Genomic DNA, 13,504 nt, shown 5'->3' with positions numbered 1-13,504 from the left:
GTTTTCGCTCGCTAGGTGCCGACCGTCCGCTATTCCGGCAGCCGTCGACCAACTGAAGTCATTTCGCAGTCGGCAGTGGCTGGCCAACTGAAAGGGACTGTGCAGTACTGCGGTATCGGATATCGCGTGTCTGGTTCTCATGGATGATCAGCATGGCCAGTGACGCCACTCCCAACCGGCATGTCGCTCATGCTGGGCGTTATCCAGTGGATGACCGCGCGCGGCTAAGGCAGTCGATCGAGGCGCTTGAGGCTCGCATAACGGTAGAAATCGCCGCCAGGTCGGCACACGGTCAGCCCTATTGGCCGGATGCCTTGCGTGCCGCGCAGGTATCTTCCGAAGCCCATGAGACCCTGTTCTCCGACCGGGGGCTGTTCGAGCGGTTCGACTGGGCGAGACCGGACTTGTTATCGCGAACCATGCTCGAACAACGGCCGGCGTTGCTCACCGAGATTGCGACGGCCCTAGATCAATCGGGCGGCTCTCGTCCTTCGTAACGGCGATGAAGTCCGTTGAACGACGCATTATTTGGTGTTCATCGGAAACGCATTTTGCGAGCAAGCCTCTAGAATTGCGGACGCAATTGGCAATAGCTAGCAACCCCGAGACCTCAAACAGACGAGACAGCGATAGATGGCGAAGAGACCTCTTGCCAAGCAAACTCCGGCAGTCAGCGGTACACGGCCATTTCTGGGGCCTGTGCTTCTGAAGTCCAATGCCAGCGAAGCCGATGTGGCGCTCGCAAATAGCATCTGCGACGAGATTCTCGATCGACTGAATTTGGCAAGCACCGTCAATCGGAAACTTCTTTCCAGCACTACCAGCACCGAAGGTGGTTTATCGTTGGCGACACTTATGATCGAATGCACCACGACGCCGGCTTGGGCGCCAAATTCGAAGCTCGTTGATTGCAGCCACCATATCATAGTGGTCGCCGTGAAGGGGGCAATGGCCGCCATATGTGCTAGCGAGGCGGCAATACGCGATTGGGTCTCAACCCATCTCAAATGCGCATGCGCTCTTCCCCACAAGGTGATCGAGGACGCATTCGTTGGAACCGCTGCAACCGCGATGTGGCTGCGCGGCGCCCATGTTCCTACGGCATCCAAGCCAACAGCAAAATCGCTGATTGGTCCAGCACTTGAGGACGCGCTCGATCCACTGGGAGATCAGAGCTATTTTTACAGCGCGGTTCGATCGACAGTAACAATGTCTCAAACAGACCGACTATTACGCAAAAAGCCTCAAACTGAAAGCCCCGTCGGGGCCGCGCCATCAAGCAGTCGGATTTGGCTCAATCGCCCGTCCAGCTGGCTCAGCTTCTGTTCTGATCTCGAAGCTATACTCGACCGGGCATTGAGCCCGCCCGCGCCGGCACAGCCCCCATTCAAAGCTCTGGCACAGCGCCTGGAAGGGCTTGATGGCGTCGAGGAGGCCTATGACGCCGCCATGGTCCCATTCGCACTGCTGTCCGACTCGGACGAGGAGGAGCGCGACCTCGCCCAGATCTGGGCCTATGACTGCCGCTTTGAAGTGATGCCGACCATCGGCGCCTCGCTTGATCTCGATATCTGGGTCGAGGGCATCTTCATCGGCCGCGCCAAGCTCACCATCTCATATATCGAGAAGATCAAAATCGAAATCAAATGGCCCTCACCCCCTGCAGAAGGCGAGAGCCGCCGGGTCGAGTTTGAAAAGGCCGTGTCAAAGAACTGGCTGAAGATTTACTACAAGGGCGGCGTCACTCTCGTCGGCACCGATGCCTACAAAATGGCGTGGCGTGATCAGCCTTTCGAGTGGGATTTCCAAGATCTCACCGGCTACGAGGTCGGCGAGGAAAAGCCTGCCAGATATAACGAAAAGACACTGGCCGAATGCATCGGCACAGCGAAGGAAGATGGCACGCTTGACAACTCGCTCTTTGGCTATGTCGTTCGCAAAGCCTTTACGACCGGCTGGCTCGCAAGCGACGACGGATCGATGGAACTCGCCGACTTCATCCATATCGACCCCAAGGCGCAGATGGTTAGCCTCATCCATGCCAAGGCGTCAAAATCCAATGAGGACCATCGGCACGTTTCAGTGGCTCAGTATGAAGTGGTAGTCGGGCAGGCGATTAAGAACCTCCGCCATCTCGATCGCACCTTGCTGAGCGATGCGCTGGAAACAGGAAAGGGAAAGAAGATCGCCGGAGCAGTCTGGCACGAGGGCAAGCCGCAGCCCGATCGAAGCGGTATGATCAAAGCGGCCCGTGATCTTGGCGAGAATTATCAAAAGCGGGTGATCATATTCCAGCCACAGCTTACAAAAAGAGAGTGGGATGACTGCTGGGGGCCCAAGAAGACGGCCAAGGGCGATCGGCTTATCAGAATGAAGCAGCTCGACACCTTGATGCACGCGGCCCGGCTGTCGGCTCGATCGACTGGAGGTGATCTGATAGGCTGGGCCGACGCCTCCATTTGAATAGTAAAGGAGAAAGCTACCTCGTCAGATACTGAACTGATGCGATTTCATAGATTCCTTGTTGATGGCTCCCTAAGGGACTTGCTGCAGGTTCGTCAAATGTTCTAAATCTGAGCTATGGCAAAGCACCTCACAGCGAACCAGATTCTCGGAGAGATCGGTGAGAACGCAGTCAGGGGACGGTTCCTGACAATGGGCTTTCAGTTTGACGGCCGATCCCGACTGGAAGCAGGGATCGATGGCATCGCGGAGGTGATGGACAAGGGTCAACCAATGGCCCGAATGATTGCGGTCCAAGTTAAGTCCAAGGATGAGGGGCGCTACGCTTCCGAAACCGACGATGGCTTTACCTACCTGCTGCGAAAGCAGGATCTGGAATATTGGCGGGGATCCAATCTTCCGGTGATTGTGGTATTTTACCGCCGCGTTGACGACAGCTTCTACTGGAAGGAAGTTGCCCGCGACACCGATCAGGCGGAGCGCCGCCTGCAAATCGATAAGTCCGCCGATGTGTTGGACAGCAGCTCCATCAACCGCCTCGCCGCACTCACCGTGCCTAAGGCCGGCTTTGGCTATTATGTCCCCGCGCTTAGCGGCGGCGAAGAGGCCCTGGTGAACATGCTGCCGATCGACCTGCCGGCCGAGCTGTTCATTGCGTCGACTCCTTATGACGGCCGCAAAGCGACGGCGGTGCTGCTGGACGGTGATGAGCCAGTCCGATTTGACTGGATCATACGAGGCGGCACCTTCTGGTCGTTTCACGATCCGCGCACGTCGTGCTGCAGCGAAATTGTCGACCTGGACCAAGTCGAGGCCATCGAGACGTCCAGTCTGGCTCTTCACGACGATGTGGATGAGCAGAACAAGTTCATCCACTTGCTGCGGCAGACATTGCGGCACCAGACCCGCCAAGGCCTGAACTGGAGCAAGGCGCAGGAAATCCTCTATTTTCGGGCACTAGTGGCCGACACACCCCGCAATTTTGCGTACGAGGCGTCAAAGAAGAGGACCGATGCCGATGTCGTGAATGTCACGATGAGCGACAAGGACGAAGGCCGGGTTTCCTTCGTCCGCCATCATGCATTTGAGCCGCGCTTCGAGCTGATGGGCGATCAATGGTATCTGATCATCACACCGACCTATTACTTCACGACCAACGGCTTTACGCCCCATCCACACCCGGCCGGCCTGCTCTCCGGCAAGAAGCGGCTCGACAAGAGTGCGGCGCTGCGGGGCCAGGTCATCATGTGGCATCGGTATCTGACGGAAGCCGACCGCTCTGACGAACGCGAGGCCAGCAACCTCTTCGGGACCGTGGTCGAGGCCGAGCCGCGCCTTCGGTTTGGCGAACCACCGGCAGTGCAGCTTGAGATCCGCGTGCCCGAGGATGGTTGGGGCGGCGGCAAGAAGAAGGCCGAACAGACCGAAGAGCCGGAAGGTCTGTTCGCATGACGACGTTCCAGACCCGCATCCTGGAAGAGCCCGAACTGGAGTTCGGCGATCGCCATCACCATCCCGACCCGCGACTAGGCCTGTTCGAGGCCGGGCCGCTGCAGCCCTTTGTCGGCGACGTGATCAAGATCGGAGTCGTGGGTAGCGCCAAGACAATCGAGGACACGAAGCGGTTTTTGGAGACGGCATCGGCGGGTATCGACGGCAAGTCCGAAAAGCATCCCAACATGCATCCGGCCTTCCCGGGCCTGGGCAATCAGAGCCCCTATCGCTGCCGTTTCGAGGTCGAGGATGGCGCGACCGCGGCGCTTTCGCAGAGCAAGCTCGACAAGATCGCCAAGGAGCCGGATCATCAGCGGGCTGTCGAAATCGCCGTCGACGAGATCATGGCCGAGCTTCAGGCGCTCGATGACGGCGGGCACCGGCCGGACGTCGCAATCATCGCGCTTCCGGTCCGGCTTCTCGAGCGCGTCTGGAACGCCAAGGTAGATGCAGGCGGCACGACAGAGAAGGACGATAGCAGCGGGTCGGACGCACCCAATTTCCGCGGGATGCTGAAGGCGCGTGCGATGGGCCTCAATTTTCCCATTCAGATCGTCTGGGAGGACGTGATTGATGACAAGGTCGCGATCTCGCAGAAGATCAAAGAGAGCAGCGCGCGCAAGATTCAGGACATGGCGGGCCGCAGTTGGAACCTGATGACTACGCTCTATTACAAGGGTAGCGGCCGGATACCGTGGCGGCGAATGCCGCGTGAGGGTGAGTTCACCTCCTGCTATGTCGGGATCAGCTTCTATCGCGAAGCGGGCGGCCAACAGCTTTTCACGAGCGCCGCGCAAATGTTCGACGAACGCGGGCGTGGCTTCGTCCTCAAGGGGAAACGCGCGCATACCGAGAGCCGCGGGCGTCACCCGTATATGACACGGGATGACGCGCGCGAGATCATCGAGAATGTGCTCGCCGCCTACAAAACGCACCATAAGACGCTGCCGGCACGGGTCATCGTCCTCAAGACCTCGCGGTTCAAGGACGAGGAGGCTGAAGGCATTCTGGAGGCGTTGAACGCGGCCGGAACCGAGCTGCGCGATCTGGTGTGGGTGCAGGAATCCTACTCGGTGAAGCTGCTCCGCGATGGCAACTACCCCGTCTTACGGGGCACGTTCGTCGATCTTGCCGGTAATGGACTGCTCTACACTAATGGCAGCATGCCTTATTATGGCACCTATCCCGGCCTCTACGATCCGCGCCCGTTGCTGCTTTGCCCGCACAAGAGTTGCGACAGCACCATCGCGCAGCTCGCCGAAGAGGTGTTTTCGTTGACAAAGATCAACTGGAATTCGACCCAAATGAACCAGCGATTACCGATCCCGATCCGCGCCGCTCGCATGGTCGGCGAAGTGCTGAAATATTTGGAGGAAGGGCAAGTCGAGAGCACTGACTATCGCAAATATATCTGAGGATCTCGGATAAGGCTGCCGCTGCCGGCAGGTGTCAGTTCCCCCCTCGGCAGAAGCGATCAATCGGTGAGCTTGCAGGACAAGAATGCGGATAAGCCCGGAAGATCCTTCATGGACCGCCCCTGAGACAGGCTGGGACTGGCGCGACGACAGGGTGCTGCTCGCATGCGCCTGGCTCGCTGAGCTCGCGAACCGGCGCACGTGGGCGAAAAGGCTCGCGGCGACCCGCGACCGGTTTCTCGGGGCGAAGGAGAGCTGGGCGCGGGGCAAGCCCGTACCCTTCTATGATCCGGCTGACACGGCCGCGTGGTACATTTTTCAGGCCAACGCCTACGCGACGGACCGAATGAATTGGGTTCCGGAAGAGGCCGTGCGCGCAGTACCGACCTTTACGCGTCTCGGCGAGGAGCTGCCTGGTGTGCTTTCGATCGCGGGCGCGGAGGATCGTGCGGCACGGTTGATGAACGCGGATCGAAGCCAACCCGACGGCGGATTGTTCGAGCTTCTGGTCGCCCTCGCTTATCATCGCGATGGCTGGGATACCGTGTTCGTTCCTGAACGCCCAGGCGTTGCCAAAACCCATGACCTCAACGTCCAGAAGGGACGGAGCAAATGGGCGGTAGAATGCAAGCGCATGGATCGGTCGAGCTATGAGGCGAAGGAACGGGCGCGGGGCGAATTTCTTGCGCGGCCAGTTCATGCCCTGGCGCTAGAGGCCGGCCGCTCGATCCACATGCAAATCGCGTTCGACGCCGAGCTCGACACGATTCCCGACGACTATCTTGCCGGGCATGTCACCGCTTGCTTCTCCGGGTCAGGGCCGAACTATTGGCGTGACGCGTTCGGGATCGGCACGATCAGCGACATTGATTGGTCGCTGGCACATGATGTGCTGGACGAGGACGATGTCTATTTCGGTTCGAGCCGTATGATCGAGCTGCTGATCGGCCGCTATGATCATGATTTTGCGCATTCAATGACCGGCAAATGGCGGCCAAGCCGGGCGCGGCCGTTCTGGGCGAGCGCCGTTTATCAGGCGAGCGTGGTGAGGTGGCGAAACGGTTCAGCTGCCGCCACGCGGAAGAAAGCAAAGCATTTCCGGGCGACCGTCGCAAAAGCTTCGGCTCAGCTTCCGAAGGACCGACCAGGTGTGGTCCATGTCGGTGTCGAGACCTGGTCGGGCAGTGTCACCGATGGAGTCCGTCACTTCCTCAACAAGCTCGAGATGATGGATTTCGATCCGGACGATACGCGGCTGCGCTGGGTCTATGGCGAATATTTAGCGCCTGAGGTGACGACGCGGTCGGATGAAAGCTGGGCGATCGAGGAAACGTCGGCATCCTACAAGGTCGGCCAGCACAATACGCGCGAGCCCTTGCCCTATCACATGCTCCTGACCCCGGAAGCGAAAACCAATCACGGGGTGCACTGGGATCCGGCAAGCCAATATCCGCTCATCCGGCCGGAATCCTGATCCCAATCGGCGTCAAGCGGATGAGTCGGTTGGTAATTCGCCGCAGCGCCCGAGAACCGCAGAAATCTGCGCGCAATAGTCCGGATTTGCCCTGACAAAGTCCTGCAACGTGTGTCGGAAGGCCGGCCGGCCTGCGTTGAGGGTGCCAGTTTCGTCGAGCCAGTCGATCACGGGTATGAACCCGTGGATGGCGTTGGCGATCTCGTAGCGCTCAACATCGACGGCACTCCAGATCGCGAACATAGCCCGGGCTTCGTCGCCATAGGTCCGGTAGACTGCGGCCTCTGCATCGTCGGGGCATGTGCTGCCATCCCAGGTGTAATAGCCATGCAAGCCGTTAAACACGGTATCGCCTGCGCGGCAGACGATCTCAAAATAGCCGAGCATCGCATCAGGGTGGAAGCGCGCCTGATGGACGGCATAGAGGAAATGCTTTTTGTCGAACGCGTGCAGTTCGACGCTGATGTTCGCCCCGACAAGCTGCTCCAGATAGGTGCGGGCCGCCGCCAGCCAGCGCGGTTCAAATGCGATGAAGTCGAGAAATCCCTCGACCGCCATTGCCCATGATGTTGCGACGGTCGGCGAGACGATCACGCGATAGCTGTTGCGATTGGCGCGTCCGCTCCCTCCGAGCGGCGACACAGCCAAGGCGGCTTTCAGCAATCTCGCGTCGTCGTTGATCGCCTCGATCCTAGGCCAGTCTCCGACCCGAATAACCCGGTCGAGCGTATAGTGCGTGTCGAGCGATTGCAGCTTTTCGGGGGTGCCATGCGTCCAGGCATGGGCGAATTCCGGCAAGTCTTCGTGGGGGACGTCACCGATCCAGTCTTTCGCATCGGCTTCGGGCTCCCAGCCCGGCGCTGCGTAGGGGAAGTGCGACCCGATCTTCTTGCCCGTCACGGCCTCGATGCGTTCATGCAGTCCGTCGGGCACTCTCCAGACGCAGACGACCATTGGAAAGGCCGGGCGTCCTTCGGGCAAGGTCGGCTTGGCTGCGAAGAGGAAAAGCGCGAGCCGCACGAACGGCATCTGCACGGCGCGGGCCACTATGAAATCGGCATAGCGCTGGCGCGGATCGGCCGCTTCGAAACGGATCAGATCCATGTCCGGGCTGAGCTGAGGAAGAAACTGCAGGGGTTTGAGTGCGACGGGCCGCAGAATGATGGCATCACCCTCGACCACTGCGTGAAGCGCCGTGACATCGACACCGCTCGCATAGGCAAAATAGGAGAGCGGAAGGAGGAGTTCACTCCAATGGGTCGAGACAACGATGCAGCGGATCATTTCCTTTGGCACGCGGTCACGCTCGACGAGGAGGGTCACATATTTGCCGAGTTCGTTGAGCGTGCTGCGTGCGCTGTTGTCGCTGCGCTTGATCTCAATGCAGATGACGTGATCGAAGGCGTCGCGCGCCAGGATGTCGATACGCCCGCCCGTACCGTTCGGATTGTCGAGGCCATATTCGGTTTGGAGCAGCGTCAGGCTGGCTGCGACAAGATCGAGATGGCTAGCGAGATGATCGCGGAACTCGGCCTCGTTGGCGAAGAGCCCGAGGACCGGTTTCGTATCATGCTCCGGGGGGGAGACTGTCATGACTCGGTGCTTAGCGCACAAAGCGTTATCGAGAGAGGATGATCGACGTAAATCCCCTGCGTGACGCCATTCTTGCGGCTCACGACCTCTCGAATGTCGATGAGGTCTATACGTTCTACTATGACGAGACGAACAATGTCCGCAAATTGCACCTGACGCCTGACGGCATGAACATTCGCAGGCCGGACTGCTTCGTGCTCGGCGGCATCGTCCATCCCGGATTGCCCAGGCCCATCGATCTTGGAGAGCTGCGCCGTGTCTTTCGGCTTCAGCCGTCAGCGAGGGAGATCAAGCTGAAGCATTTGGGTGGGGGCGAGTTTCGCGAGCTGTTGGGGTGCGAGAAGGTCGAGCTATTTCTGGATTGGCTCACGGCGCAGGGGTTTCTCGTCCACTATCAGGTGACCGATGTCCTTTATTGGTCGACCGTCGATATCGTGGACTCTATCCTGACGGAGATGGGCAAACCACGGCTCATCGCGATGCATTTGCCGATCAAGGACAGCCTCTACACGGTGCTTCGCGACGATGTTGATGGGACTGCCGAGCTTCTGGGGCGATACAGTTACCCCGATGTGGGGCGCGAGCGACGAGCGGCCTTTGTCGCCGAATTGCTCGACCTCGTGGAATATCGCGAACATATGCTCGAGCACTTCCCCTTCTACATGCTGAAGGGCGTGTTGCAGGCAGCGCGTGGTCTTGACGCCCTACCGTATCTAGAAGATGAAACGCCGAATGTCCTGATCGACGGGTTCGGGACATTCTTCTCGAACCGGCTCTGCCTGTTCAAGAATGCCCGCCATATCCTCGACGATGAGAAGCAGATTGAGGCCTATCTTGAGGCGCTGGGCCTGTGTGACGGCGCTGTACCGCTTCGCCACTATCGATTTGCCAATTCCCAATCAGAAGAAGGGGTCCAGCTTTCGGACCTGGTCGCCGGCCTTTTGGGCAAGCTTTTCACTTATGTGAATCGAACCCCGCTCGACGAGTTGGCTGAGGACATGGCTGAGCTGTCCGATCGGCAGCGTCGCAGCCTGAAGCTGCTTTCGCGTTTGCTTGACCGGTCGACGGACGAGTGCCCGGCTTTTGCGCAATATGTGATCTCTGCCGAAGACCAGCAGCGTGCTGATTTCGTGCTCAACGTTTCCACCGGGGGCATGTAGCTGTCTAGCGCGTATCTCAAGCTCCAGATAGTCGCGCAATATTGTGGCCAGCCTGATCCAGCTTAACCGATGTGGGGGGAGCGCTGGTGGCCTAGATGTTACGAATACAGCGATTCCCTGGCTTCTGTTTGCGAAAGCAACAGTCGGTATGTCCCATCCGCTGCTGCCAAAGCTGCCGTTAGACCAAACTCGGAACGTGTGTTTTCCTCGGCCCAACGTTCAACACCGGACAGCGCGCTAAGTCCCAAAGCCGGCCACTCCGGCGGGCGGTCAGGGCGGGCGAGCGGACGGCAGGTTTCAGGATCGGGCAGAGTCAAGCTGAACGGCTGAGATTAGGACGCCTAATTGCCTTCAGCGTCTGACTTTTCAGAGGTGGCGATCATCCGCTCGCCCGCCGCTCGTTGGTCCAGCCCGATCGTGCGGGCAGCCATCCACTCGGGTACATGCCAGCTGGCAGGAAGCGACCGCGCGACCGCACCTGGCAAGATCATCATCAACAAGATGCCGCCCAGTGCGCCGCCCACACCGCTCCAGATAAGCCGCCGCAGCTGGCGGTCCGCCGCCTGCCCACGGTCGATGACCCCATCGATGCGCCCGATGGATCGGGTCAGCCCATCCCGCGCCTCACGCAACAGCGCGCGATCCTCGGCTCGCGCTTCAACACTCGCCTTGCGGATTTCGTCGGCCAGCGCCGCAGGTGATAGCCGGGCAGCAGGACTCCGCTCGATGCGATCGATCCCCTCGGTGGCCTGCTTCAGCGCCTGGGCCATTTGCCCCAGCGTCGGGCCATAGTCCGGCACACGCTCACGTGCTGCGGTCAGACCTTCAACCGCGCGGCGCGTGAGGCTGACCTCGCCGCGCAACGCTTCGAAGGCTTCTGCGATGTCATCTGGCGGAGCGGATTCTGGGAGATGGTCGGTCATAGTTGCATGCCTATCTCCCCAATCCCCGACCGCGCCAGAGGCTGGGAATTCCCTGGAGATCATGAGACAATGAAGCCCCGCTGGGGCTTCTGATTCCGAGGTCCTTGACCCGATTTCGGAGCAGCGACTCGAGCTGCGGGTCGCGTTGCAGGCTCTTCGCCATACCAACCATGCTGTCCTGGGTGCGACGGAGCGCTTCGTAATCGCCGGTGCGATTAAAGGCCTGAAGCTTTCGGCTCTTCTGCTGCCACTCCGCGACAAAACGGTCGGCACGCTGCGCGGTGTCGATCCGGATTTCCGCTTCGAGTGCCATGGCGCGGATCGCAGCAGCGGTCTTTCCGTTAGCCACCTGTTCGATCAGCTCAGGTTTGGCGTTCATCGCGCTGCGCAAATCCTTCGCGCCATCGCGCTGGATAGAATCGAGTGCGCGTCCCGCCTCGGTGAACGCGAGCTTCTGATGCTCCAGCACGCCAAGGTTCATCCGGCGCATCCGCACGATATCTGCGGCGGCCCGCCCATATCTTTCGACCGCCATTTCGAGCGGCGTCACCTGCCGCTCAACTGAGATCGGCTTGAGCTTCAAGCCAGCGAACCGGCTGCGCGATAGCACCGGCTTTGCCGCCGCCGGTTCGGGCGCTCGGGTGTAGTCCGAAGCCATGTCTTTCCCGCGTTCTCGCGACAGCGCGCGGACCAGCTTTCCGCGATCGGCGAAGTCGTCGCGCCCGTAGTGAAAATCGACGTGATCGCGATGCCTCGATAGCGCGACATAGGCGGCGTGCCGGTCTAGTCCTGGCGTCGCCAGCACATGCACGCGATCGACCGTCACACCCTGCGCCTTATGCACAGTCGCGGCGTAGCCGTGATCGATATCCGCATAGTCCTTCACGTCAAATGCGACCGAGCGCCCATCGTCCAGCATCACCGCCATTCTGCTTCGCGTTACCGTCTCAACGGTTCCGAGCGTGCCGTTCTTCACGCCAACGCCGCGCTCATTCTTGAGGAACATCACCCGGTCACCGGTGGCGAATTCCCGTCCGCCGCGCTCGGTGCGGATAGCGACGTCCTCGCCGAGTTCACCACCAGCGCGAAGCCGCTCGCGCGCAGCGATGTTGAGTTCGCGGACCTCGTCATTGGTGTGGGTGAGAATGATGCGCGTCGCACCTGGTGACGCGGCACGATCCCGATCCCAGCGATCGACCAGATTGCTACGCGCTTCGTCGCGACTCTCGGCAACATAAATGTTGCCATGCTGGTCGTACGCCTCGATCGCTTCGGCGGTTCGCCCGGTCGCCAGCTGCCGGGTGGCATCGCGCTGCCAGTCCTCGCGCTGGCGGCGGATCTGGGTGATCTCAACGCTGCCGTGCCGCTCGGCAGTGGCGCGGAACGCCGCGCCCGCCTCGATCGCCTGGAGCTGCTCCGGATCGCCGACCAGCACGACCTTGGCACCCCGCTTCTCGGCCTCGGAGATAACACGCTCCATCTGCCGCGTACCGATCATCCCGGCTTCGTCGATCACCAGCACGTCGCGGCTGGTAAGCAGCTCGCGATCCTGCGCCCATTGATGTTCCAGGCCCGCGATGGTGCGTGACGCGATGCCCGATCCGCTTTCCAGATTCTCAGTAGCAATGCCGGATAGCGCGATGCCGTGCACCGAATAGCCCGCGCTTTCCCAAGCCTCGCGCGCGACGCCGAGCATCGCAGATTTGCCCGTGCCCGCGCACCCAACGACGACACCCAACCCCTTCGCATCGGTGACGTGCTCGAACGCGCTGCGCTGCTCGGGCGACAGGAACATGCCACGCGCCGCTGCGCGCGCCATAGCTATATCGCGATGGCGCTCGGCGACGGTGTGCCGGTCGCGATTTGCCAGGACGCTGGTCGCGCGTTCGAGCCGCTGCTCGGTCTCGATCATGTCGCGGCTGGTGAAGCGATCCTCACCACGCCCGTCCTTGCCGAGTGCGACCAGCTCAGGCGCGCCGCGCACAGCAGCCATCACGCGGTCGAACTGGTCTTTCCCGTCGCTATGCCGATGCGCGAACATCGCGAGGTCACGCGTCGTGAAGGTTGCCTGTGTGCGCGTGATCGCGTCGAGCGCCAGGCCCGGGTGGGCGATGATCTTGTCGCCATTGGAGCGCGCGATTTCGAGATGCTCGGCGGCGCGCTCGGACTCCAGGTCCTGCGCCGCCATCCGCGACGCTGCCGGGCCGATCTTGTGCTGTGGCTCAAGGTCGATGCCCTGCGCTTCCAAGGACCGATGATCGATCCGCGCGTCGATATCCAACTGGGCGAGCCGTTCGTTAACGTGCTCGCTCCAGCGCTCGCGCCATTTCTCGAGCAGATCGGTGCGGTTCCAGTCGCGGTTCTTCTTGCCGAACCCTTCCTCGCCCACCTCGCGCATGGTGAGCATTACGTGCGCATGTGGCTTGGCGAGGCCGTCGGCACCGATATCCCAATGCACATTGAGATCGGCGATCATCCCGCGATCAACGAACTCGTCACGGACGAAGTCGCGGGCGAGTTTAATGCCCTGTTCCTTGGACATCTCTCGAGGAATCGCGAACTCGATCTCGCGGGCAAGCTGCGCGTCCTTGCGCAGCTCGGCGACCTCGACCGCGTTCCACAGCTGCTCGCGGTCGGAGAGGTGCTCCGGCGCGCCATCGGGCAGCATCACCTCGGAATGGACGACGCCAGCCTTGTTCGAGAAGTCATGGTGCCGATCGAGCCGCTGGTCGTGCAGCCGCGAAGCCGAGCGATACGCCGCAGACGCCAGCGCCGATGATCCGGCAGCGCGCGAGATGACCTTGGCCGAGAAATGGTAGATCGCCATGACGGCAATCCACATACACTAAATAAGCGACGTTGGTACAACGTATAAGCGCGCCCTCGAAAGAATTCATCTTTCTCGGGAAATAGTTGTCCCAAGATATTTCACGACGTTTGCGATGATCGACACAGTACCTAACTGAGGCATTCCACAATGAC

Annotated in this window: 9 protein-coding genes; 6 read left to right on the top strand and 3 right to left on the bottom strand. The window is 60.4% G+C overall.

All coding sequences use genetic code 11. The annotated features are described in order from the left end of the window. The first annotated feature begins 152 nt into the window (after nt 1-152). The 5 genes from FPZ54_RS12495 to FPZ54_RS12475 all read left to right on the top strand — a co-directional run bounded on the left by FPZ54_RS12495 (nt 153) and on the right by FPZ54_RS12475 (nt 6,846). Nucleotides 153-497, top strand: coding sequence for a hypothetical protein (locus FPZ54_RS12495; RefSeq protein ID WP_145847661.1), 345 nt, complete (start codon nt 153-155; stop codon nt 495-497). 136 nt (nt 498-633) lie between these two features. Continuing rightward, the gene (locus tag FPZ54_RS12490) at nt 634-2,463 is read left to right on the top strand and encodes a hypothetical protein (RefSeq protein ID WP_145847660.1); all 1,830 of its coding nucleotides are present in this window, start codon (nt 634-636) and stop codon (nt 2,461-2,463) included. A 117-nt stretch (nt 2,464-2,580) separates the two neighbouring features. Beyond that, complete coding sequence (locus tag FPZ54_RS12485; protein ID WP_145847659.1) at nt 2,581-3,915, top strand: DUF4365 domain-containing protein; 1,335 nt, start codon at nt 2,581-2,583, stop codon at nt 3,913-3,915. Next, nucleotides 3,855-5,372: an argonaute/piwi family protein gene (locus FPZ54_RS12480; protein ID WP_239019562.1), complete on the top strand. Its 1,518-nt coding sequence runs from the start codon at nt 3,855-3,857 to the stop codon at nt 5,370-5,372. The genes FPZ54_RS12485 and FPZ54_RS12480 overlap by 61 nt, the downstream gene beginning before the upstream one ends. 346 nt (nt 5,373-5,718) lie before the next feature. Beyond that, nucleotides 5,719-6,846 carry a hypothetical protein gene (locus FPZ54_RS12475; protein ID WP_145847658.1) on the top strand — a complete coding sequence of 376 codons (1,128 nt, stop codon included), beginning with the start codon at nt 5,719-5,721 and terminating at the stop codon, nt 6,844-6,846. A 12-nt stretch (nt 6,847-6,858) separates the two neighbouring features. Here the strand turns inward: FPZ54_RS12475 and FPZ54_RS12470 are convergent, their stop codons facing one another. Next, complete coding sequence (locus FPZ54_RS12470) at nt 6,859-8,460, bottom strand: endonuclease NucS domain-containing protein (protein WP_145847657.1); 1,602 nt, start codon at nt 8,458-8,460, stop codon at nt 6,859-6,861. A gap of 17 nt (nt 8,461-8,477) precedes the next feature. Here FPZ54_RS12470 and FPZ54_RS12465 point away from each other — a divergent pair, with 17 nt between their 5' ends. Further along, nucleotides 8,478-9,599, top strand: coding sequence for a DUF3800 domain-containing protein (locus tag FPZ54_RS12465; protein ID WP_145847655.1), 1,122 nt, complete (start codon nt 8,478-8,480; stop codon nt 9,597-9,599). 341 nt (nt 9,600-9,940) lie between these two features. On the opposite strand, the gene FPZ54_RS12460 is transcribed toward FPZ54_RS12465, so the two are convergent. Together FPZ54_RS12460 and traA are read right to left on the bottom strand one after the other, a co-directional pair. After that, nucleotides 9,941-10,522 (bottom strand): DUF6118 family protein, encoded by a 582-nt coding sequence (locus FPZ54_RS12460; RefSeq protein ID WP_145847653.1) that lies wholly within the window; start codon nt 10,520-10,522, stop codon nt 9,941-9,943. A 10-nt stretch (nt 10,523-10,532) separates the two neighbouring features. Continuing rightward, nucleotides 10,533-13,349, bottom strand: a complete 2,817-nt coding sequence (traA, locus tag FPZ54_RS12455) for a Ti-type conjugative transfer relaxase TraA (protein WP_145847651.1) — start codon at nt 13,347-13,349, stop codon at nt 10,533-10,535. Nucleotides 13,350-13,504 lie beyond the last annotated feature (155 nt).

This window comes from Sphingomonas suaedae, assembly GCF_007833215.1.
Classification (GTDB): domain Bacteria; phylum Pseudomonadota; class Alphaproteobacteria; order Sphingomonadales; family Sphingomonadaceae; genus Sphingomonas; species Sphingomonas suaedae.
Note: the sequence above shows the minus strand (reverse complement) of the source record. Positions and strands in the feature narration are given on the sequence as shown.

What these genes read in the sequence shown, in the direction of transcription:
- FPZ54_RS12465 (WP_145847655.1), top strand. Translation starts at nt 8,478, where the DNA reads ATGATCGACGTAAATCCCCTGCGTGACGCCATTCTTGCGGCTCACGAC.
- FPZ54_RS12490 (WP_145847660.1), top strand. Translation starts at nt 634, where the DNA reads ATGGCGAAGAGACCTCTTGCCAAGCAAACTCCGGCAGTCAGCGGTACA.
- FPZ54_RS12460 (WP_145847653.1), bottom strand. Translation starts at nt 10,522, where the DNA reads ATGACCGACCATCTCCCAGAATCCGCTCCGCCAGATGACATCGCAGAA.
- traA (WP_145847651.1), bottom strand. Translation starts at nt 13,349, where the DNA reads ATGGCGATCTACCATTTCTCGGCCAAGGTCATCTCGCGCGCTGCCGGA.
- FPZ54_RS12475 (WP_145847658.1), top strand. Translation starts at nt 5,719, where the DNA reads ATGAATTGGGTTCCGGAAGAGGCCGTGCGCGCAGTACCGACCTTTACG.
- FPZ54_RS12495 (WP_145847661.1), top strand. Translation starts at nt 153, where the DNA reads ATGGCCAGTGACGCCACTCCCAACCGGCATGTCGCTCATGCTGGGCGT.
- FPZ54_RS12485 (WP_145847659.1), top strand. Translation starts at nt 2,581, where the DNA reads ATGGCAAAGCACCTCACAGCGAACCAGATTCTCGGAGAGATCGGTGAG.